The 22887-nt window shown below is 38.8% G+C and carries 24 protein-coding genes; 19 read left to right on the top strand and 5 right to left on the bottom strand.

Features of this window, described 5'->3' with window-relative positions:
• Position 1 precedes the first annotated feature (1 nt).
• Complete coding sequence (locus HS960_RS20585; RefSeq protein ID WP_153845288.1) at positions 2-1147, bottom strand: DNA polymerase III subunit; 1146 nt, start codon at positions 1145-1147, stop codon at positions 2-4.
• 209 nt (positions 1148-1356) lie between these two features.
• On the opposite strand from HS960_RS20585, the gene dnaN reads away from it, so the two are divergent.
• The 10 genes from dnaN (at position 1357) to HS960_RS20535 (ending at position 9263) form a co-directional block, all read left to right on the top strand.
• On the top strand, positions 1357-2478 hold the full coding sequence (gene dnaN / locus HS960_RS20580; RefSeq protein ID WP_088159749.1) for a DNA polymerase III subunit beta: 1122 nt from the start codon (positions 1357-1359) through the stop codon (positions 2476-2478).
• Between the two features lie 13 nt (positions 2479-2491).
• Entirely contained in the window at positions 2492-3154 is a 663-nt protein-coding gene (locus HS960_RS20575; RefSeq protein WP_182330560.1) for a DedA family protein, read from the top strand.
• Positions 3155-3181: 27 nt separating this feature from the next.
• The gene (locus HS960_RS20570) at positions 3182-3829 is read left to right on the top strand and encodes a DedA family protein (RefSeq protein WP_182330559.1); all 648 of its coding nucleotides are present in this window, start codon (positions 3182-3184) and stop codon (positions 3827-3829) included.
• A gap of 172 nt (positions 3830-4001) precedes the next feature.
• Complete coding sequence (locus tag HS960_RS20565) at positions 4002-4574, top strand: CAP domain-containing protein (protein ID WP_159729993.1); 573 nt, start codon at positions 4002-4004, stop codon at positions 4572-4574.
• An 84-nt stretch (positions 4575-4658) separates the two neighbouring features.
• Positions 4659-5534, top strand: a complete 876-nt coding sequence (locus HS960_RS20560) for a YicC/YloC family endoribonuclease (protein WP_083663423.1) — start codon at positions 4659-4661, stop codon at positions 5532-5534.
• A 2-nt stretch (positions 5535-5536) separates the two neighbouring features.
• The gene (gene gmk / locus HS960_RS20555) at positions 5537-6106 is read left to right on the top strand and encodes a guanylate kinase (protein WP_075990439.1); all 570 of its coding nucleotides are present in this window, start codon (positions 5537-5539) and stop codon (positions 6104-6106) included.
• Positions 6107-6110: 4 nt separating this feature from the next.
• Positions 6111-6686: a nicotinate (nicotinamide) nucleotide adenylyltransferase gene (gene nadD / locus HS960_RS20550; protein WP_075990440.1), complete on the top strand. Its 576-nt coding sequence runs from the start codon at positions 6111-6113 to the stop codon at positions 6684-6686.
• Positions 6687-6908: 222 nt separating this feature from the next.
• Positions 6909-7664: a hypothetical protein gene (locus HS960_RS20545; RefSeq protein ID WP_153845293.1), complete on the top strand. Its 756-nt coding sequence runs from the start codon at positions 6909-6911 to the stop codon at positions 7662-7664.
• On the top strand, positions 7645-8427 hold the full coding sequence (locus HS960_RS20540) for a hypothetical protein (RefSeq protein ID WP_159729995.1): 783 nt from the start codon (positions 7645-7647) through the stop codon (positions 8425-8427). Before HS960_RS20545 ends, HS960_RS20540 begins: the two co-directional genes overlap by 20 nt.
• Entirely contained in the window at positions 8424-9263 is an 840-nt protein-coding gene (locus HS960_RS20535) for a formylglycine-generating enzyme family protein (protein ID WP_159730004.1), read from the top strand. The genes HS960_RS20540 and HS960_RS20535 overlap by 4 nt, the downstream gene beginning before the upstream one ends.
• 26 nt (positions 9264-9289) lie before the next feature.
• On the opposite strand, the gene HS960_RS20530 is transcribed toward HS960_RS20535, so the two are convergent.
• Genes HS960_RS20530 through kduI form a run of 3 tightly spaced genes read right to left on the bottom strand, consistent with a single transcriptional unit; the run spans position 9290 to position 12028 of the window.
• Positions 9290-10054, bottom strand: coding sequence for an SDR family oxidoreductase (locus tag HS960_RS20530; protein WP_182333283.1), 765 nt, complete (start codon positions 10052-10054; stop codon positions 9290-9292).
• Between the two features lie 5 nt (positions 10055-10059).
• Complete coding sequence (locus HS960_RS20525; RefSeq protein ID WP_182330558.1) at positions 10060-11181, bottom strand: DUF4861 family protein; 1122 nt, start codon at positions 11179-11181, stop codon at positions 10060-10062.
• Position 11182: 1 nt separating this feature from the next.
• Complete coding sequence (kduI, locus tag HS960_RS20520; RefSeq protein ID WP_159730010.1) at positions 11183-12028, bottom strand: 5-dehydro-4-deoxy-D-glucuronate isomerase; 846 nt, start codon at positions 12026-12028, stop codon at positions 11183-11185.
• Between the two features lie 542 nt (positions 12029-12570).
• Between kduI and surE the strand changes: the two genes are divergently transcribed.
• The 8 genes from surE to HS960_RS20480 all read left to right on the top strand — a co-directional run bounded on the left by surE (position 12571) and on the right by HS960_RS20480 (position 20851).
• Positions 12571-13371: a 5'/3'-nucleotidase SurE gene (surE, locus tag HS960_RS20515; protein ID WP_075990445.1), complete on the top strand. Its 801-nt coding sequence runs from the start codon at positions 12571-12573 to the stop codon at positions 13369-13371.
• The gene (locus HS960_RS20510; protein WP_153845299.1) at positions 13361-13621 is read left to right on the top strand and encodes a hypothetical protein; all 261 of its coding nucleotides are present in this window, start codon (positions 13361-13363) and stop codon (positions 13619-13621) included. The genes surE and HS960_RS20510 overlap by 11 nt, the downstream gene beginning before the upstream one ends.
• 48 nt (positions 13622-13669) lie before the next feature.
• Entirely contained in the window at positions 13670-14539 is an 870-nt protein-coding gene (locus HS960_RS20505) for a menaquinone biosynthesis family protein (RefSeq protein WP_159730012.1), read from the top strand.
• 258 nt (positions 14540-14797) lie between these two features.
• Positions 14798-18085 (top strand): preprotein translocase subunit SecA, encoded by a 3288-nt coding sequence (secA, locus tag HS960_RS20500; RefSeq protein WP_153845301.1) that lies wholly within the window; start codon positions 14798-14800, stop codon positions 18083-18085.
• Positions 18086-18105: 20 nt separating this feature from the next.
• On the top strand, positions 18106-18564 hold the full coding sequence (locus tag HS960_RS20495) for an SPOR domain-containing protein (RefSeq protein WP_153845302.1): 459 nt from the start codon (positions 18106-18108) through the stop codon (positions 18562-18564).
• Positions 18565-18577: 13 nt separating this feature from the next.
• Complete coding sequence (locus tag HS960_RS20490) at positions 18578-19768, top strand: M20 metallopeptidase family protein (RefSeq protein WP_153845303.1); 1191 nt, start codon at positions 18578-18580, stop codon at positions 19766-19768.
• Between the two features lie 7 nt (positions 19769-19775).
• A complete protein-coding gene (locus tag HS960_RS20485) occupies positions 19776-20354 on the top strand; it encodes a hypothetical protein (protein WP_182330557.1) in 579 nt (192 codons plus the stop codon).
• A complete protein-coding gene (locus tag HS960_RS20480; protein WP_182330556.1) occupies positions 20351-20851 on the top strand; it encodes a GNAT family N-acetyltransferase in 501 nt (166 codons plus the stop codon). Before HS960_RS20485 ends, HS960_RS20480 begins: the two co-directional genes overlap by 4 nt.
• Here the strand turns inward: HS960_RS20480 and HS960_RS20475 are convergent.
• Complete coding sequence (locus HS960_RS20475) at positions 20848-22152, bottom strand: M20/M25/M40 family metallo-hydrolase (RefSeq protein WP_182330555.1); 1305 nt, start codon at positions 22150-22152, stop codon at positions 20848-20850. The genes HS960_RS20480 and HS960_RS20475 overlap by 4 nt on opposite strands.
• 258 nt (positions 22153-22410) lie before the next feature.
• On the opposite strand from HS960_RS20475, the gene HS960_RS20470 reads away from it, so the two are divergent.
• Positions 22411-22725, top strand: a complete 315-nt coding sequence (locus tag HS960_RS20470; RefSeq protein ID WP_070562591.1) for a rhodanese-like domain-containing protein — start codon at positions 22411-22413, stop codon at positions 22723-22725.
• Positions 22726-22887 lie beyond the last annotated feature (162 nt).

Raw genomic sequence — 22887 nt, 5'->3', positions numbered from 1 at the left:
TCTATATTATATATTGAGTTCCTTTCGGAAACGTTTTGTACTTGTATATTAATGTTAACTGCAAAGATAAATCTAAAAATAATATTTTGGGATTTGCATTTCTTTCTACAAAATAATGTGTTTCCTCAAATAGATTTATTGTTGCTTCAATTTGTTCAACGGTATAGTGTACAGCAAATTTTTGAACAAAATCCAATTCTTTGGCCGGTAAGAATACTAAGCTGGAAAGCCCTTCTTTGATTAATATAATTTGACGCATCATATTAATTGCATAAAAAAGAAAGCTTTTTTGGTTTTCTCGCCCCATTTTTGAGAGCTCTTCTTCCACTAAAGAGATCATATTGGTTCCCGCATCTGAAACAATGAAACGTAACCAATTGACTAAAATGCCAAAATGATTATTTGTTTGCGACTGGATTTGATTCATTGCTTCTTGTAGGTTTCCATCCGCAATAAAAGCAATTTCAGCTGATTCTTGATCCGAAAGATGATGTACGCTTTTTAGATGTTGTGCGATCTCTGTGTGATCCAACTTCTTTATTTTGACCAATTGCGTACGTGATATGATTGTATTTAATATTTTGTCCTGATTTTCTGCAACCAGAATAAAGAGCGTTTTTTCGGGTGGTTCTTCGATTAACTTTAACAGTGCATTGCCTTGTGTGTCCAGGTATTCGGGAAGCCACATAATTAAAACCTTATATTCAGCTTCAAAGGACTTTAGGCTTAATTTTTTGATGATACCATGCGCCTCGGCAATATTGATATTGACTTGTTTGTTGTCCGCATCCAATTGATTGCGCCAATATTCCAATCCCATGTATGGATTGGATAAAAAAGATTTTCGCCAGCTGTCCGCATAATCGGTTGCCGTATCTTCCTTATGTTTGGCTATGAAAGGATAGGACATGTGGAGATCGGGATGGATCAGCTTATTATATTTTCGACAGGAGGGGCATTCGCCACAACTGTCGGCTGACTGTCGGTTTTCACAATTCAAAAACTGTGCATAAGCATAGGCTAATGCAAGGCTGCCGGAGCCCTCTGGACCAAGAAATAATTGCGCATGACTCACACGATTTTCATGAACCGTGCGAACTAAATGTTCCTTGATGTCTTTGTGCCCAATGATCTCTTTAAACTGCATACACTACTGCTATTATACAAATGTAATAAATATTGTGATTTATCGGGCCGAATTTGCTTTCTATACTTTTGGCGCTGTGCTTATTAATTGAAATACAATTGCTTATTTGAGCGATCAAAATCTCTTTATGTGGAAAGAAAGCGGCCTGTAAAACTGAAAAATATTGATTAATTTGTGTATTATTGCACATAATAATTAGTATTCAGGAAATGAGATTCATTGTATCAACATCAATTTTATTAAAGCAGTTACAAGCTATCAATGGCGCATCCAGTACAAGTACTGTTTTGCCTATCTTGGAAAACTTTCTTTTTGAAATAAAAGACAATAACTTGACTATTTCTGCTACGGATCTGCAAACAAGTATGGTTACTTCTTTACAGATCGAAGCAAAAGAAGAGGGAAGAGTAGCCATGCCTTCGAAGATTTTGATCGAGACGTTAAAAACCTTACCAGATCAGCCAGTAGCATTTTCAGTAGATATGAATACCTTGGCTATTGAGATCAGTGCAGGTGATGGAAAATATAAGTTGAGTGGAGAAAATGCCGACGATTTCCCTAAAATTCCTTCAATCGATAACGGGTCAGTTATTCAGATGCCAGCTCCTATTTTGTCAGAAGCGATCAGTAAAACGATCTTTGCTGTCAGTAACGACGAATTGAGACCTGCGATGTCTGGTGTTTTGGTGCAATTAGCTGAAAAGAATGTGACTTTTGTCTCTACTGATGCGCACAAGTTGGTGCGTTATTCGAGAACTGATATCGGTGCTGAGAAACCAGCATCCCTTATTTTGCCGAAAAAAGCACTTTCACTGCTCAAATCATCGTTACCATCTGATGATGTTACAGTATCGATAGAATATAATCAAACCAATGCGTTCTTTAGCTTTGGTAATATTAATTTGATCTGTCGTTTGATTGATGAACGTTACCCAGATTATGCTGCTGTAATCCCTCAGGTCAACCCGAACAAGTTGACCGTAGATCGATTATTGTTTTTAAATACCTTGAGACGGGTGGTGATTTTCGCTAATAAAACGACACATCAGGTTCGTCTGAAGATCTCAGGAAGTGAATTGCATATCTCTGCAGAAGATTTAGATTTCTCTAATGAAGCGCATGAACGCTTGTCCTGTCAATTTGAAGGGGATGATATGGAAATCGGTTTTAACGCCAAGTTCCTAGTGGAGATGTTAAATAACTTAGAGAGTGAAGAAGTTGTTTTGGAGATGAGTACGCCAAATCGTGCCGGTTTATTGATTCCGGCCGTATCTGAAGATCATGAAGATATTTTGATGTTGGTGATGCCTGTTATGTTAAACAACGCTTAATCTTCGTCAGGGTTTGGAACTAATTACGCATCTTATAGACTTTATTCTCCATATTGATAAACATTTGGTTGAAATAGTCAATGATTATCAGACTTGGACGTACCTTATTCTGTTTCTTATTATTTTTGTAGAAACAGGAGTGGTTGTGATGCCCTTTTTACCAGGAGATTCTTTATTGTTTGCAGCGGGCATGCTAGCCGCACAACCAAATGATCTTAACGTATGGTTGATGATTTTCATTTTATTGGTAGCCGCGGTTTCTGGGGATTCCTTAAACTATGCTATCGGTAAGCATTTTGGTATGCGCCTAACAAGATTTAAGCTCTTTGGTAAGCAGGTAGTCAAAGATGAGCAAATTGCCAAGACTCATTCGTTTTATGAGAAATATGGCAGTAAAACAATCGTTATCGCTCGATTTGTACCAATCGTACGTACCTTGGCACCTTTCGTTGGAGGTATTGGAAGGATGAATTATGGTACTTTCATTACCTATAATGTCGTGGGTGCTGTCTTGTGGGTTGGTGGTATAACCCTCGCGGGATATTTTTTAGGAAATATTCCTATTATAAGAGATAACTTCTCGAAGGTCGTATTGATTATTATTTTTATATCCATATTACCAATAATCTTCGAGCTTATAAAAGAAAAGATAAAAACTAAAAAGGGGGTCCAATAAGATTCCCTTTTTTTATAGATCAAAAAAATGGAAATCATTTTACAGCTTATTGATTTTATATTGCATATCGATCAGCATCTTTTGCAACTGATCAATAGTTATGAAAATTGGACCTATCTGATTTTGTTTTTAATCATCTTTGCGGAAACAGGATTTGTTGTTACACCATTCCTTCCTGGTGACTCAGTTTTATTTGCCTTGGGGGCAATAATTGCCCGCCCAGATTGTCAGCTCTCCTTACCAATATTTATAGTCATTCTTATTTTTGCCGCTATCTCCGGAGATTTTGTGAATTATGAAATTGGCAAATATGTTGGAATCCGTGTTTTTAAGCCAGGATCAAGAATATTTAAGCCAACTTATCTGCAAAAAACACAAGATTTCTATGCTAAACATGGAACAAAGACTATTGTTTATGCCCGATTTGTACCGATTGTAAGGACTTTTGCACCATTTGTAGCAGGTATTGGCAAAATGCCCTATGTGGTCTTCGGAAAATATAATATACTAGGGGGGATATTATGGGTTTCATTATTTGTTATGGCTGGCTATTATTTTGGACAGCTGCCATTTTTTAAGCATAATTTTTCCCTTGTTATTTTGGCGGTTATCTTTATTAGCTTAATACCCATGCTTATACAGTTTTTGTCTGCGAAAAAAACAAAAAAAGATTAAACGTTACATACTAAATACGGTCTTTTAAGGTTAAAGGATTGATACGAAATATCCCTATTGAGAAAGTACAGATACTGTGCGCAAAATGTAGTTTGTACGCGATAAAATTAAGTTAAGCGGACAAGATCGTCTGGATATTTCGTAAGGTCATTGAAGAAGAGATTATTTACGTATGAACTATTTGGTTTTAGCATTTACCCTGCTTTTTACACAGTCTATTTTTGCACAACGTGTGGTTGTCGATCATAATCAAGCCATCGAGGCCTATGAGCTATTGAACAAAATTCGTACAAATCCCGAAAAGTATAAGAAGGAGCTGAAGCTTTTTAATTTGCAGAAGATTAAACGAACCAAACTCAATTGGAATAAGCAGTTGGCCGAGGTTGCGGTTTATCGAGCAAAAGATATGGCTAAACGTTCTTATTTTGACCATGTCTCACCTGAGGGGTATGGACCTAATTATTTCATTGACGAAGCAGGATATCAGCTTAATCCGGCATGGCTGTCAAAACGAAACACCAACAATTTTGAGTCCATTGCCGCCAACCGAGCCAGTGCTACCGCTGGCATTAAGGCCTTAATTATTGGAAAGGAAGCTCCGGGTTATCATCATCGTACCCATTTATTGGGCATGGATCAGTGGAACGCTTCGCTATATGATATTGGGATTGGTTATGTTGAATGCAAAGGTGCCAAACCTTATGAAAGTTACTTAGTTGTTATCATTGCCAAACACGATTGGTAAATAAAAAGAAAGGTAATTTGGCGAGTATCAGCAATTAATCAATACAGTGTATTTAATTTTTCCTGAAAAGTCATACCTTTGCATATGATAAAATCCATGACAGGATATGGCACAGCTTCCGCTGATAACGGTAAAGTTAAATATAGTGTCGAAATAAAGTCCTTAAATTCAAAATTCCTTGAATTAAATCTTCGTTTGCCCAAAGTTGTTTCGGACAAAGAATTGACCCTGCGTACTGAAAGTAGCAAACTTATTGAACGTGGTAAAGTTAACATGAATGTAACGGTTGAATACACGGATCAAACTGCGAAGGCGTCTTCCATTAATGCTGATTTACTCAAAAAATATTATAGTCAATTGCAGCAGATCGCTGTAGAGCTCAACGATACGAATGTCAACCTGTTTGAACTCGCATTAAATATGCCTGAGGTAATCACGAACAATGATGATTCGGTTGATGACGAGGAGTCTAAAGTATTGATGGATGCTTTTTATGATGCCGTCAAACGTTTTAATACATTTCGTGAAGATGAGGGAAATGTACTTGCTGGAGACTTAAAGAAGCGGGCTGAGCTTATTTTAGTTTACCTTGCTGAGGTAGAGGCTTTGGAAGTAGAACGTATACCTTTGATCAGACAGCGTATCGAGCAATTTTTGAATGATACGGTTGGTAAAGAAAATGTCGATCAAAATCGATTTGAGCAGGAACTGGTTTATTACATCGACAAATTGGATGTGACTGAGGAGAAAGTGAGATTGCGCGCCCATTGCAACTACTTTTTAAAAGCATTTGATTCAGCCGATTCAAATGGTAAAAAATTAGGTTTTATTTCACAAGAAATGGGTAGAGAAATCAATACCCTTGGTTCTAAAGCCAATCATGCCGGAATCCAACAGATTGTGGTTAGAATGAAAGAAGAATTAGAAAAAATAAAAGAGCAATTGCTCAACGTATTATAAGGATGAGCGGTAAATTAATTATATTCTCGGCTCCATCAGGAGCGGGTAAAACAACAATAGTAAGAGATCTTTTAAGTAAACATGGCGATAAAATAGAGTTTTCCATTTCTGCGAGTACCCGTGACCCCAGAGGACAGGAAGTAGACGGAAAAGATTATTATTTTATGTCAAAGGAGGAGTTCCTACATAAGGTCGCCAAACAGGAGTTTATCGAATTTGAAGAAGTATATTCAGGGACTTTCTATGGTACTTTGCGTTCAGAAATTGAACGTATTTGGAAAGAAGGTAAACATGTTATATTTGATATCGATGTTGTTGGTGGATTACGTTTGAAATCAAAATTCCCAGAACAGGCAATTTCTATTTTCGTACAACCACCATCATTGGAGGTGCTTAAGGAGCGTTTGACAGGACGTGGAACGGATTCAGAAGAAAAATTGAAAGAACGTTTTGCCAAGGCTGAACTGGAACTTACCTATGCTAATAAATTTGATGTCATATTGAATAACTTTGATTTAGCTACTGCATGTGCCGAAGCTGAAGAAATTGTTATGGGATTTATCAATAAATAAGTCCATGCGAAAAATTGGTTTGTATTTTGGTTCTTTTAATCCGGTGCACATAGGGCATCTGATCATCGCTAATTATATGGCCAGTTTTACTGAATTGGATGAAGTTTGGTTTGTGGTCTCTCCTCAAAATCCATTTAAGAAGAAATCTACATTGGCAGATCCCTACGATCGTCTGGAGATGTTAAATCTGGCTTTGGAGGGTGCTGAACACCTGCGGGTAACAGATATTGAATTCCATTTACCAATACCGTCATATACGATAGATACGCTCACCCATTTAAAAGCAAAATATCCCAATCGTGAATTTGTGCTGCTCATGGGAGAAGATAGTTTGGAATCTTTGGAAAAATGGAAAAATGCGGATATTATCTTACGCGACTACCAGATTTATGTCTATCCACGTCCTGGATATGATGGTGGAAAGCTTAAGGATCATCCTTCAATCACCATCACAGCTACACCATTGATGGAATTGTCTTCTACCTTTTTGCGAAAGGCAATCAAGGAAAATAAAAATATTCAATTTTTTGTACCGCAAAAGGTGATAGAGTTTATCGATAAGAAAGGTTTATATTCTTGATATAGGCAAAAGTAAAAGAAATATAGCGTCCCCGGGTTTTATTAAATCCGGGGATTTTTGTTAGGAGCAGATGGTATTCATTGCAAAGAGGAATCATTGTATTTAGGAATCATTGCAATTAGGAAAAGGCAGATCAGGGCGAAAGGGAGCCCTATAAAATAAAGAGGAATAATTTTTGTAGCAGTAATTTCTTTATTTTTAAAAGATATTAAATCATACGATATGAAAAGGGGACTTTTATTTTTTATTTCTTTCCTGTGTTGGGTGGGTGTTTTTGCACAAACGAATCCAGAGGATGACGAGAGTCTTTTTATGGATCCTGCTGCTATCGAAATGCGGAACAAAATGACCATTCCGCCCTATGGATTGGACAAAGTAAAAGCGTTAATCGCAAAAATAATCCCCGAAGAAGATAAAGAAACTACCGATGCTGGAACAAATGCAATTTCGGCTACTGATTTTAAAAAGCTATCCCTGCGCGAAAAGTTTACTTATACCATGATTCACGCAGAACTATATGCACAGAATTGCGCTATACCTGAATACCAAACGCAGATCGACAAAAAAATCTTTGGTACATTATTGGACGGTTTTAATGAATCGTCCTGGTCACAAAGGCAGACTGATTTTTTGCAGGAGAATAGGGATTCAGTAATCAAACTTATTCAGGAATCTGTTATCCGAAGCAAACGGATGGGTGTAAATTATAAGCATGCCCTAGTGGAGCTAAACGGTTGGCAAATGATTCCTTTTATTATTGAGTATGCCAAGAAGACATCGAAAGACAAAGATGCCCTGACCTTACTTATGTTGCTGATGAAACGTGGTGAATATAGTGAATTTATAAAGTCTACGTCTTTTAAAAAGTTATATGGAGAAAATAGCAATTATTACTCCTATCTAAATTACAATAAAGAAAATGAGGCACTGATCTTTAGTCGAGCGCTGAAATATTACGATGAGAAAAAAAGCAAGTAGTGCAGTTGGATTTTTAGTATTCCTGTATTTGGGATTAGTGGGGACCGTCGTTAGTGCACAGGAAAATACGGATGTTGCATGGGGGGATCCTCGGCCTCAGGATTCTTCTTATTATGCCTTCCGTGAAAAAAATAGTATTCCCCCTTTTAGTACAAAAAAGATTCAATTTTTAATCGATAAACGTTTAAAGACCCTTCCTGACGAAGCATTGACGGATTATGATGCTGGAATACCTGCTCGTGATTTTAATACTTTGACTGCTGAGGAAAAATTCACGTATACGATGATTTATCCAGAAATATTTAGTCAGGCCTGTGCGGAACGGATGTTTGTAAATGACCCCCAGAAAAAGATATTCGGTCAGTTGCTTTTTGTTTACAACGGTGTCTTTTGGAGTGAACGGCAAATCTCCTATATGAAAAAAAATAAGGCTCAGGTTTTGACTTTCATCCGGGAGCTATCTGGCAAAACGAATGAAATGGGCCTAAATTATAAGTCGGCGATTTTGGAGATGAACGCTTGGGAAAGTATCCCTTTTCTAATTGATTTTTACCAGAATAACCGGCGGGACAAAGACATATTGACAACACTTTTGTTGCTTTTAAAAAAGGGAGAATTATCCGATTTTAAACAGTCGAAAATATATCACAAACTCTACGGTCCGGATACAAACTATGAGAGCTGGATGGATTTTTCCGAGGCAAATGAACAGTATATTATTGAAACAGCACAAGCATATTATAACAAACGGCAAGGAGAATGAGAAGGTTACTCTATTTGATAGGATTGATTGTTTTGCATCTCCAATGTGAAGCCCAAGCTGGAAACTTTATCCAGATTCCGGCCGGAGACTATCATTTGGGTGATACAGGTAGTCTAGACAATCCAAAAAGAGTTGTGCAAATTGAATCGTTTTGGATCGCTAAGTTTGAGCTGACGAATGCTGAATTTGAGAAATTCGTTCAAGCAACAGGTTATAAAACATTAGCAGAACGCTATCACAACGCCATGGTCTTTGAACCTGGCTTGGCGGAGTTTCGTTGGCTACAGGATAGTACAGCCTATTGGCGCTTTCCGAATGGTGTAAGTCGTGGCGGCATTGAGGCCAAGATGGATCACCCTGTTACCTGCATTTCCTATAAGGATGTGCTGGCATATTGTACATGGGCAAACTGTAGATTACCCTCTTTTGACGAATGGGAGGTGGCGGCAAGAGCGGGTAGCGAAGGCTATTATTTTGAAGGTTTCAGTAAAGAGAATATGGGTGAATATGCAAATGTATGGCATGGAAGAGATCATTTGAAAGCGGATTATTCAGATGGTTATCTGTATACTTCTCCTGTCGGAAAATTCAAACCCAATCCATGGGGGCTCTATGACATCTTTGGAAATGTCTTTGAATTTTGTACCGGAAAGCTTGAAAGAGATGGTGATCGCTCTATTGCCCATGCCCGAGGAGGCTCCTGGTGGTGTAGTAAAAATAGCTGTGCTGCTTTTAATACAGTATATATAGGTTCAGTTAGTCCCAATGCATCTTTTAGTAATCTGGGATTTAGAATTGTAAAAAAAGTCTTTACCCCTTCGGATAAAGACTTTTAAAACAAACTCATCTTAGAGGTTGATTGTTATCTTCCCATCCAGCCACCATCCACGGTAAGGATAGTTCCATGTACATAATCAGAAGCTTTTGAAGCGAGGAATACCGCTGGCCCCTTAAAGTCTTCTGGAGTTCCCCAGCGACCTGCAGGTATACGGTCCAAAATGGACTTAGAGCGTTCAGGGTCGTCCCTAAGTGCCTCGGTATTATCCGTGGCGATATATCCTGGAGCAAATCCGTTTACGTTGACACCTTTGGAAGCCCACTCATTCGCAAAAGCCTTTACCATAGATCCTACAGCTCCTTTTGAAGCGGCATATCCCGGAACATTGATACCACCTTGGAAAGTTAATAAAGATGCTGTAAATACGATCTTTCCAGTTCCACGTGAAATCATGTCCTTTCCGATTTCACGAGTCAATATAAATTGCGCATTTTGATTGATCTCGATAATTTCATCCCAATATTCATCCGGATGCTCGGCAGCAGGTTTACGAAGTATATTTCCGGCATTGTTAAACAGGATGTCAATCGTCGGGTGCGCTGATTTTACTTTTTCGATAAATTTGTAAAGTTCTGTCCGTTTAGAGAAATCACACTGATAGGCATAGAAATTTTTGCCTAATGCTTTAACGGATTTTTCTACTGCAGAGCCTTCAGGTTCCAATGACGCTGAAACGCCGATAATATCTGCTCCGGCTTCAGCCAATGCTTCGGCAATTGCCTTGCCAATTCCTCTTTTGCAGCCTGTTACCAAGGCTACTTTCCCACTTAAGTCAAAAGATTGCAGTATGGACATTATTTTGAATATTTTATTGTTAACGGTTGATCTAAATTATTTTTAAATGTTTTTACATAAGACTGCCATTGCTCAAAACTACCTATTTTACCCGCTTTATTGAACGCAGCACCCGCAAAATAAACTAATGGTTTATCATTTTTGACGGTGGTTGCCAATAAAAATTGTTTTGGACTATCTTTGAATATATATTTTACTTTCGGTAGAATAACCGCAGTTCCAGTGATTTTATCTCCTTCTGCAGGTTCCCAATACGCTAAAATACCATTCTTTACATCATTTAGAATTTGAGGTTTTTCCTCTTTTCTTTTAGCGATCCCCACAACAATTGGCGTAGAGGCAGAGGTTGCGTTTTTGATGGAATAGCTTATTTTGTTCAATTGACTCCCAGCATCTAGGGAAACGGTCTTTTCAACCTGTAGCTGCTGACCTTTTACATTCTCCGGTTCATAGATAAGTTTGAATGTGGAGCGCAACGGACCGTTGTCCAATACCTCGTATTGGCGATAATGCTTATGGTAAACAACCTGTTCGTCAATAAATGGAGTTGCATCGCCAACGCCCAAGGTTTGTCCAACGGAATAATAATCTAAGCCTTTGCCATGATCGGCATGATAATCCCCAGTTTTATACCATTCGTCAACAACAAGGTCATTGCTACGTTTTGCCCAGAAGTCAAAGCCCTGTGCATCTTCTGAGCTGCCTTCTAAAGCCTTTCCATAGGCTCTAAAAGCCGCAATATCGTTTTCCCATGCAAAGTCATCTTTGCGTTCAGGGACGTACCTTGCATAGGTCTTGGAAGCAATAGCTGTGGGTTTATTCCCATTTACCCCGAAGGTTGTTGAACTTTTAGGAGCAACGGTTATTTGGATTAAAATATTTTGTGCCGTCGGTTTTCCTAGTTTTTCAAGTTGATAGGCCAGTTCCTTTTTATCCTTATCCACAATCGTAAATACACTGTTTTTTAACTCGAAGTGTTTCTCGAATGTTGTATAAGGAATACTGATCAACTCTGTTCTTGCGCTAGCGGAAGAGTTGTTTACAGTAATGGTTTTGTTGTTCTGCGCAAAAGCAAGTGTTGAAAGTCCTAGCGCTAAACTCAATACGAGTGTTTTTTTCATATTACTTCAATTCTGTGATGGCACATTTGTCCATATCATCATAATCTAAATTTTCACCCGCCATCCCCCATATAAAGGTATAATTGGAAGTTCCAGCTCCGGAGTGAATTGACCATGGTGGAGAAATTACAGCCTGATCGTTATGCATCCAAATATGGCGGGTCTCATCGATGGGTCCCATAAAATGTGATACTGCCTGTCCCTCTGGTAATTCAAAATAGAAATAGACTTCCATACGACGATCGTGGGTATGGGATGGCATTGTATTCCATACAGACCCCGGTTTTAATTCGGTCATTCCCATCTGTAATTGGCAGGTTTGTACCACTTTGTTCAATAACATCTGGTTGATCGTACGGTGGTTAGCTGTTTCCAATGAACCCAATTCTATTTTATTTGCATCTTCTTTCGTTACCTTTTTAGTTGGGTAGCTGCAATGTGCAGGTGTAGAGTTTAAATAGAATTTTGCGGGGTGTGTGGCGTCCTTGCTTGAAAAATAAACCTCTTGAGCACCCTGTCCGATATAAAGAGCTTCTTTGGTATTGAGATCATATGTAATGCCGTCAACTTCAACTTGACCGTTCCCACCGACATTGATAATACCCAACTCTCTTCTAGAAAGGAAGTAAGGTTCTTTTAATAACGCGGGAATGGTATCTAATTTGATTTTTGAGCTTACAGGCATTGCTCCACCAGCCATATAGCGATCATAGTGGGTATAGACAAAGTTAATTTTGTCTGCTTCAAAAACTGTTTCAATTAGAAAATTCTCCCTTAACCCTTGTGTATCTAAAGTTTTGTATTCCTTTGGCCCTATTGCATAACGGGATTCAAAATTAATGCTCATAACTGAATTATTATCTTTGTTTGTCTGTTTGAATGCTAAATTTAGGGCTAATATTTGTCAATAACGACACAATCTTACGCAAACGATGTCGTAGTGATCGGTGGTAAATCATACCCCCTACCAAATTATACCTAATAATAATATTTAACCAATGTTTAGACAGTGATTAATCAGTGTTTATTCAGTCGTTACTGAGCAAGCACTGAACAATCACTGAACGAGCACTGAACAAGCACTGTTAAAACGTATAGTTTGGTTACCATCTCATCTTCGTTTGTTGCACCTAAACTCATCGCTCCTTTGCAGCTTCCCTGTATTCGTTTGAACCCCTGTTTCCACAGTCGCTTATGCTGTTTGCCATGTCCTAATGAGCAACCTTTACAGATAATAATTGCCTGTTGTGTCAATATTATTTACATCTCGGTTTCAGATTTACTAACTTCGTATATGGTTAAAAAGAAATACCCGGTTCTAAAAGCACAAACAGGGATAGAAATAGCTGGGTATGCTATAAAGGCCTTTAAAAAAGAAATTATTTACATATGAAACCCAATATTTTAGTTGTTAATGACGACGGTATCACAGCGCCGGGGATTAAGGTGTTGTTAGAGGAGATGCAGAAAATAGGAAATGTTGTTGTCGTTGCTCCTGATTCGGCGCAATCTGGAATGGGGCATGCCATTACACTTGGTAGACCGCTACGTTTGGATAAAATCAATTTATATGAAGGGGTTGAAATGTATCAGTGTTCAGGAACACCGGTAGATTGTGTGAAACTTGCGGTGAATAAAGTTTTCAAAGGGCAAAAGCCAGATATATGCGTCTCGGGAATCAATCATGGGCTCAACAATTCAATCAATGTTTTGTATTCCGGTACGATGTCCGCTGCGGTAGAAGGGGCTATTGAAGGGATTCCTTCTGTTGGTTTTTCGCTCGATAACTTTTCCCATGATGCGGATTTTAGCTATTGCAGACCTTACGTGATTTCTATTGCCGAGCAGGTGCTGGCGAATGGTCTTCCTAAAAATACATTGCTGAATGTTAATTTTCCGCAAACAGCAGGTTTTAAAGGTATTAAAATTTGTAGACAGGCTGGAGGACATTGGGTAGAAGAATTTGATGAACGCATTGATCCACACAATCGCGATTATTATTGGACAACGGGTAAATTTGTCTTGCAGGACAGGGGGGAAGATACCGATAGTTTTGCATTGGCCAATGGTTATGTATCTGTCGTTCCGACACAGTTCGATATGACGGCACATCACGCTATCCCAGAATTGAATTCATGGAGCTTTGATCATCTGGGAAATACAAGGGGAGACGATAAACGTGAAAAATAATCTCTGGATAGGATTGGGTATCGGTACTGTATCTCCAGTATTGGCTCATATTTTAGTACGTTTTACGGATCTTGAACTTCATTTTTTACCCGAGAAACCCATGGCTATCTATACCATAGCCATATTGGTTAATTTAGTGCTTTTACGTTTTGCGTATCGATCGGGGAATGATCATCTCGGAAAAGGAATTATTGCAAGTACTTTTTTGGCAATGATACTTTACCTGATAACGCATAGAATTACGATTTGATTAAAATTCATAAATCCCATCTGACCGATGGGAAAAATTTTGTACAACATGAAATTAACATTAGGATTTTCTCCATGTCCAAACGATACATTTATTTTTGATGCATTGATTCATCATAAGATAGATACCAAAGGACTGGATTTTGAGGTGGAATATCAAGATGTGGAGACCTTGAACTTGAAAGCTTTTCAAGGCGATCTTGACATCACCAAGCTGAGCTATCATGCCTTTGCCTACGCGGTTGAAGATTATGAACTGCTCGATGCAGGTAGTGCTTTAGGATTTGGTGTAGGGCCTATGCTGATTACGAAGGATCCGAAATTAGCGAAATTACTTCAGCAAAAATTAGAAAGAGCTGAGAGCCTGGAGGGATTCGATCAATTGAAAGTCGGTTATCCAGGAAAATATACAACCGCTAACTTTTTATTAAGCTTGGCATTCCCCGAATTAAAAAATAAAGTAGAACTTGTTTTTTCGGATATTGAGGGAGCCTTACTTGATGGATCCATTGATTTGGGATTGATTATTCATGAAAATAGGTTCACCTATGCCGAAAAAGGACTGCATAAAGTCGTGGATCTGGGCGAGTACTGGGAGAAGACGACAAAATTTCCGATTCCTCTTGGAGGAATTGTCGTAAAACGTAGTTTGCCAAAAGAAGTGAAGGAAACATTGAATACAATTTTAAAGGAAAGTGTAGAATTCGCATTTGCCAATCCGAAATCTGGACTTGAATTTATTCGTGCGCATGCACAGGAAATGAGTGAAGAGGTGATGTACAAGCATATTGAACTTTATGTCAATAAATATTCAGTAGAATTGGGGCTTGAAGGACGTGATGCGATTACGAGAATGTTTGAAAAGGCTCAGGAAATGGGATTCATTCCGCAATCAGACCAAAAGTTGTTTTTATCATAATCAGCTGACGGTTTAGAGGCTATATATTACCCAGAAAAACTTCACGTAAAGGTAGCATAAAAGGGGATAAATATATATAGGATTCTTACTGGCTGAAAGGAACTGACATTTTCAATAAAAATAACGTAAAAAAAATGGATGTAAGCTGTTAGATATCATATCTAATAACTAAATTTGCCCGATTAGTGTCAAATTGTCTGCAATTTTACTTTGGAGTCATTATTGTACAAAATCTTAAGTTGAGATAGAAAAAAAATTATGTTAAAGTTTTTAAGTAAATTATTTGGAAGTAAATCCGAGAGAGATATCAAGGGAATTCAGCCTGTGGTAGACCAAATCAAAGCTGAATATGAGAAGCTTTCAAATCTAACCAATGACGAGTTACGTGCCAAGACCGTTGATTTCAAAGAAAGAATTAAAAATTACCTAGCAGATATTGACCAAGAAATTGATGCGCTTAAAAAAGAAGCGGATCAAGACGAGGACGATATGGCAAAGAAAACTTCTATTTACGAGCAAGTGGACAAATTGTCCAAAGACCGTGACAAGAAGTTGGAAGAGGTATTGAAGGATATTTTGCCTGAGGCATTTGCCGTGGTAAAAGAAACTTCAAGACGTTTGACAGAAAACGAAGAATTAGAAGTTACTGCTAGCGATTTTGACAGAGAATTGGCTGTTTACAAATCAAACGTTATCATCAATGGTGATAAAGCGATTTGGAAAAACAAATGGATGGCTGCAGGTACTGAGGTCACTTGGAACATGGTACACTATGACGTCCAGTTAATCGGTGGTATTGTCTTGCATAGTGGTAAAATTGCCGAGATGGCAACAGGTGAGGGTAAAACGTTAGTAGGAACATTACCGACCTATCTAAATGCTCTTTCTGGTCAAGGAGTACACATCGTAACGGTGAATGATTACCTTGCTCGTCGTGACTCGGAGTGGAATGCACCGTTATTTGAGTTCCATGGGCTATCTGTTGACTGTATCGATAAACATCAACCAAATTCCCCACAACGTCGTAAAGCTTATCAATCGGATATCGTATATGGTACGAATAATGAGTTTGGCTTCGATTATCTACGTGATAATATGGTTCAGACTCCGGACGCATTGGTGCAAGGAAAATTACACTTTGCCATGGTCGATGAGGTTGACTCTGTATTGATCGATGATGCACGTACACCATTAATTATCTCAGGTCCGATTCCTCGTGGCGATCAACACGAATTCTACCAATTAAAACCGCGTATCGAACGTTTGGTGCACGTACAGAAAGCTTACATCAATACAGTCTTGAATGATGCTAAAAAAGCGTTGGCGGCAGGAGATTCTGATGTTGAAGGCGGAGGTTTGGCATTATTAAGAGCTTATAGAGGTTTACCTAAAAATAAGGCATTAATCAAGTTCTTAAGCGAAGGTGCTAATCGTTCTATCTTACAAAAAGTAGAAAACTACTATATGCAAGAGCAAAATAAAAATATGCCTAAAGTAGATGCAGAACTTTATTTTGTGATTGATGAAAAGAATAATCAAGTAGAATTGACAGAAAAAGGTATTGAGTTGATTACAGCAACAGGTGAGGATCCTTCATTCTTTATTTTACCTGATGTTGGTACTGAGATCGCTGAAATTGAAAAGTCTTCTTTGACTTTGGAAGAAAAGGCCGCTCAGAAGGAAGATATGTTACGCGATTATTCAATTAAAGCAGAACGTATTCACTCGATTAACCAGCTTTTAAAAGCATATACCTTGTTTGAAAATGATGTTGAATATATCGTTGATGAAGGTAAAGTGAAAATTGTTGATGAGCAAACAGGTCGTATCATGGACGGCCGTCGTTACTCAGATGGTTTGCACCAGGCGATCGAAGCAAAGGAGAATGTGAAAGTAGAAGATGCAACACAAACTTACGCAACGATTACACTGCAAAATTACTTCCGTATGTACCACAAGCTTTCGGGTATGACAGGTACAGCGTCTACAGAGGCCGGTGAGCTTTGGGAAATTTACAAACTTGATGTGGTCGAAATTCCGACTAATCGTGTTGCACAACGCGATGACCGTCAAGATCTGATTTATCGTACGGCACGTGAAAAATACAATGCAGTAGCTGAAGAAATTCAACGATTGACAGATGCGGGACGTCCAGTATTGGTCGGTACGACATCGGTTGAAATTTCGGAGTTATTGAGCCGTATGCTTCAATTACGTAAGATCAAACATAACGTATTAAATGCGAAGTTACACCAAAAAGAAGCTGATATCGTAGCTGAAGCTGGACGTCCAGGACAAGTAACCATCGCGACGAACATGGCTGGTCGTGGTACGGATATTAAATTGACCGAAGAAGTTAAAAATGCTGGCGGTCTTGCAATTATCGGTACCGAAAGACACGAATCTCGTCGTGTTGACCGTCAGTTACGTGGTCGTGCAGGTCGTCAGGGAGACCCAGGTTCTTCGCAATTCTTCGTTTCTTTGGAAGATAACTTGATGCGTTTATTTGCTTCAGAGAGAATCTCTAACATCATGGTGAAAATGGGTGTTGAAGAAGGTGAAGTAATGCAACATAGTATGTTGACTAAATCCATCGAACGTGCACAACGTAAAGTGGAGGAGAATAACTTTGGTATTCGTAAACGTCTATTGGAATACGATGATGTCATGAATTCACAACGTACTGTAATCTATTCGAAGCGTAAAAACGCTTTGTTTGGAGAACGTTTGGATGTGGATTTGAACAACATGATTTTTGATGTAGCCGAAGAAATTGTCGTTGAAGCAAAAGAGCAAGGTAACTATGAAGATTTCCAAATCGAAGTAATCCGTATTTTTGCGATTACACCAGAAATTACAGCAGAAGAGTTTGCACAGGGTAAAATTGAAGGCTTGACCGATCGTCTATTTGAGCATGCAATTAATGCTTACCACCATAAAATTGAAGCCGTTGGCGCTTTGACAGTTCCTGTATTGAATAATGTGTATGCGGAAAGAGGTCAAATCGTCGAAAATGTCGTTATTCCATTTACGGATGGTATCCGTGGCATTCAGGTTTCGGCGAATTTGAAAAAAGCAATCGAAAGTAACGGTAAAGAAGTTTTCAAATCTTTTGAAAAAGGAATCGTATTAGCATTAATCGACGAGGCTTGGAAAGAGCACTTGCGTGAAATGGATGATTTGAAACAATCCGTTCAAAATGCTGTTTATGAACAAAAGGATCCGATTATCATTTATAAAATGGAGGCCTTTGATTTGTTTAAATCGATGTTGGCTTCCATGAATAAAGACGTCATTAGCTTTATTTTCAAAGGAGAGATTCCAGGTCAAGAACCGACTTCTATGCAAGCTAGACAAGTACAGCAGGCTCCAGTGAAAACTGTTGAAAGTAAAGCTGAATTGGCTTCGCCTACAGGTGTGAGTGAGGAAGATGTGAATGAGGGTGCAAAAGAACCTGTTCGTAACGAGAATACTGTGGGACGCAATGACGAATGTCCTTGTGGTTCAGGAAAAAAATATAAAAATTGCCACGGCGCAAATAACTAATCGATAAGAAAGGTTAAACTATGCTGAAGAGAGGATTGATTTTCATACATGCACTTGTGTTGTTTGCGCTAGTTCAGGTGAACGCACAAGAAAAAGGTGGAGTAATTGTAACCAAAGATTCATTGATTACACAGCTTCAAAATTTCAGGGCAGCTATGGGGATCAATCCTGTCGAAAGCAAAACGACAGTAGTCCCTTCCAAACCCATCGTCCGCTCAGCGGCAACACGGGTCAAAGTAAGGGGATTCCGCGTACAGATCTTCGCTGGATCTAACCGGAATCAGGCATTTTCGGAGCAGACACGTTTCCGAAGCATGTATAAAGATATTGATACCTATATCACCTATGATGAACCTAATTATCGTGTTAAGGTAGGAGATTTTAGAAGTCGCTCTGAGGCAAATGCCTTCATGCGCGAGTTACGTCAATATTTTAGCAACGTCTTTGTTTTTTCAGAGAACGTTTTTGTATATCAATAAATCAATCAACCTTATGGCAAGTACGAAAGAAAAAGTCCTGGCCTTAGCTCATCAATATTTTGAAGATACGGTTTCCAATCGTAGACATCTTCATCAGAATCCTGAACTTTCCTTCGAAGAATACAATACCTCGGCATTTGTAAAAGCGCAATTGGATGAATTGGGAATTCCTTATGAGGCTAAAGCTGATACGGGCATTGTCGCTTTAATCAAAGGTGACCTACCATCAGATGAAGTTATTGCGTTACGGGCAGATATGGATGCTTTACCAATTCAGGAAGTGGAGGGCCGTTCATATGGGTCCAAGAACCCAGGAGTGATGCATGCCTGTGGCCATGATGTACATACCTCTTCTCTTTTGGGGACAGCTAAAATATTAAATAGCCTGAAAGCCGAATTTGGAGGAACGATCAAATTGATCTTCCAGCCTGGCGAGGAGCGCTTGCCGGGAGGAGCTTCCCTAATGATCAAAGAGGGCGCTTTGCAGAATCCTGCCCCTTCGGCTATAATAGGACAGCATGTGATGCCCTTTATTGAGGTAGGCAAGGTTGGTTTCCGTGAGGGAAAATATATGGCTTCCTGCGATGAACTGTTTATGACAGTCAAAGGCAGGGGCGGGCATGGTGCACATCCGCATCAAAACATTGATCCAATTGTTATTACAGCACAGATCATTACCGCTTTGCAACAGATCGCTAGTCGATTTGCAGATCCACGTACCCCAACGGTGTTATCTTTTGGAAAGATTATAGCCAATGGAGCGACAAATATTATTCCTGATCAGGTATATCTGGAAGGTACATTTCGCACATTTGACGAGGAGTGGCGTGCTGAGGCGCATGAAAGAATGGTGAAAATTGCTGTCGGCATTGCTGAAAGTATGGGGGCAATTTGTGAATTTGAGGTCCGTAAGGGATATCCTTTTTTAATAAACGAACCTCAATTGACTAAAAGTGCACGGACTTTTGCAGAAGAATATCTCGGTAAGGAAAATGTTGTAGACTTAGATCTATGGCCTGCCGCGGAGGATTTTTCCTATTATTCACAAGAAATTAATGCTTGTTTCTATCGTTTGGGTACAGGTAACGCAGCGCGTGGGATCTCTTCAGCTGTTCATACGCCGACCTTTGATGTGGACGAAAGCTCGTTGGAGATCAGTACGGGATTGATGGCATATATCACGTTACGTAGGCTCGGATATTAAATTATATATGTCATCTCATCATATTGTTAGAGAGAATCAGGAACCTGCATTACTGATTGAAGACCTTTTCCTCATCGATGAAGAGGGCTTGGGACAGCTTTTGGAATGGAGCCCTACTATTGTAATTGAAGCGGAAACCGTTGATCTATTGGATGCGCGTGGTTATAAGTTCGATATCGTTTTTACAAAGAAATTCATTAACGATTCACAGGAAAATTTAAAGGTAATTTCCTATGATAATGCTTTTCTAAGGACAGCTATTGAATACCTTATAGCACATCATTATAAAGCGGTGAATATCTTGACCGATCAGCTTGATGTGGCGTATTACCAGCCCTATCTTGAGCAGATTAATATTGTCCTCATCACTAAGGGGGTTCGCTATTGTTTTGTGACAACGGGATTCACCAAGTGGAAGCCTGCAGGGGAAAGAATCCGAATTGAGGGGCTTGATGCTGATGAAAAAAATATGCACGAAGGCTTGATTAAGATCAGTGACAACGAATACGAAATGGAAAAAGACGGCTTATTTGTCCTTAAATTTTCCCATGTAAAATACATTTTAATAGGAGAAAAGATAGCATGATAACAATAGAATTGGCAGAACAAAGCGATATCAGAAGCATTTCAAATATGGCTCATATTATTTGGCCAGTTACTTACGGAGAGATACTTTCACAGGACCAAATTGACTTTATGCTAGAAAAAAGTTATACTGTTGAAGGACTTGCAGAAAGCATGGTTAATGGCCAATTTTTTTATGTTTTGAAAGAAGATGGTATCGGACAGGGATTTATAGCCTTGAGAACTCTTGAAGATCGCGTCCGTATTGAAAAGATCTACTTGATGCCTAATGTTCAAGGAAAAGGTTTCGGAAAGGCGCTGATAGACTTCGCTTCAGAAAAAACATTGCTAAAAGGTAAAGGTATTCTTGAACTGAATGTAAATAGAAATAACCCTGCTTACCATTTCTATTTAAAGCAGGGCTTTGAGGTCATTGAAACTATTGATATTCCTTATTATGACTATGTGCTAAACGATTATGTCATGCAAATGAAAGTAAAAGCTTCGGCTGTTTCTTAATCTTTTAGTTTTTCGACGCGGGAAGGTGTTTGTCTGCCTTCTACAATTCCCGAGGTACCTATCGCGATAGCTTCTATACTGGAAATAATGTTCTGAACGTTTAGCGTAGATACCTCATCTTTTACGGTGTGGTAGTATTCATCCTTATCCATTTGAGAAGTTGAGAACGAATGTGCCGGAACTCCCTTGGCCGCTAATACTGCATTGTCACTACGGTAAAACAGATTCTGTTTGGTATAAGGATCTGGGTAGAATTTGAAGGTTGTATTTTTCAGATTCTCCTGCATCAATTCGCCAAGATTGGATTGATCATATCCCGTAATATACACTGTATTGGGGCCGAACTTTGAATCTTTTCCAATCATTTCCATATTGATCATCGCGACTACCTGATCCGCATTGATATGGTTGGAAAAATATTTTGAGCCATACATGCCAAGCTCTTCAGCGGTAAAGGCGACAAAAATAAGCGTCCTTTCATTTTTATTCTGTTTTTTGTAGTAATCTGCCAGGGTCAACATCGCTGTTACGCCCGAGGCATCGTCATCGGCGCCATTGGCAATAGAATCTTGGCCGACTGCCGGAAGGATGCCAATGTGATCGTAATGTCCCGAAAAGATAATGTATTCGTTCGGTTTACTTTTTCCGGGGATGATTCCCGCCACATTAAACAAGGGGAAATTTTGAAGTTTCCGTTCAATATGAATTTGAAATGTTTTGGGCTTTTCCGCTGTCAAAAGGTAGACAATCGATGGTTTTTGTTTGGTGGATTCCTCTATAAATTTTGGAGCGTTGAGCATTTGACCAAAACGTACAAAATAGCTTTCAAAGGAAGGATCTACCAAGACAAGTGTATTTTCTTTGCCTAGTGAATGTTCTCTAAATACTTTCGCAAAATCATCGCCCGATTTTATTTCGACGATGTTAAGGCTACTTTGATTATCCCACTGTAAATCCACGTGATTTCCAAGTGAAATAATATGGTCAGCTGGAATAATCTGCTTATTGATGGTTGCGGATTTGCTTACCGGAGAGATTTTATCCAATTGGAATGTTTGCCTATAATTTTGTTCTGCGTAGGGGGTAAGGCCTATTCTCTTCATTTCAGCGGCGATAAAATCTGCTGCTGGTTCGATGTCTTTTGTCAGCGCAGACCTACCGCGCATATCGTCGGCGGCTAAGGTATTGAGTATGCGGCTCACATCTTGGCGTTCCTGTGCGGAAATGACTTGCTGTCCATAAGTTACTGCCGAGAGTGCTAGTAAGGATATAGACAGTATAATTTTAGGTATTGAATTCATATAAAGCTTAGTAAAGTCGGGGTGAAGATAAGGAAAATTCTACAAGCGAATTGGGCATGCAAAAAACTTCCTAAAATGATCCAGACAAAATAATGCGAAGATAGGGAAAACCCCTCTAGCATTTCTAACGCCGTTAATACACTAAAAATTGAGGTGTATTTTATGCTATTCTCACTAAAAATGACTGATTTTGAGCATCCATGAAAGCGAACACTTTCGGAAAAAATGTAGTATATTTGAATATTAAATAGTTTGAAAATGAAAGAAGTATCTGTACAAGAATTAAAGAATAAAATCGATAACAACGAAGATTTTCAGTTGATAGACGTTCGTGAATCCTTTGAGTATGAAGTATCAAATTTAAATGGATTGAACATTCCACTTTCAGGTATATTGATCGAAGCTGATAAGATTGCGAAAGATAAACCTGTTATCGTACAATGCCGTTCTGGAAAACGTTCTGCACAGGCGATTATGTTATTGGAACAACAGGGTTTTGACAATCTTGCAAACTTAAAAGGCGGAATTTTAGCTTGGAAAGAGGAAATCGATCCAGAGTTAGACGTTTATTAAGATGAAGAATTTGGAGCATCAGACTAAGCAAGCTTTCTTGTTTAGTCTTGCTTTTTATAGCGTAGCTATTTTAGCGCGATTATTTAACCTTGGTATATTCCCTATATTAGGTAGCCTTTCCATTTTATTGTCTCTCCTATGGGTAATATTGGTTCTACGGGA

It is taken from the genome of Sphingobacterium paramultivorum, from assembly GCF_014109745.1.
Taxonomy (GTDB): domain Bacteria; phylum Bacteroidota; class Bacteroidia; order Sphingobacteriales; family Sphingobacteriaceae; genus Sphingobacterium; species Sphingobacterium paramultivorum.
The sequence above is the reverse complement of the archived record's forward strand: the minus strand, read 5'-3'. Positions and strand labels throughout refer to the sequence as shown.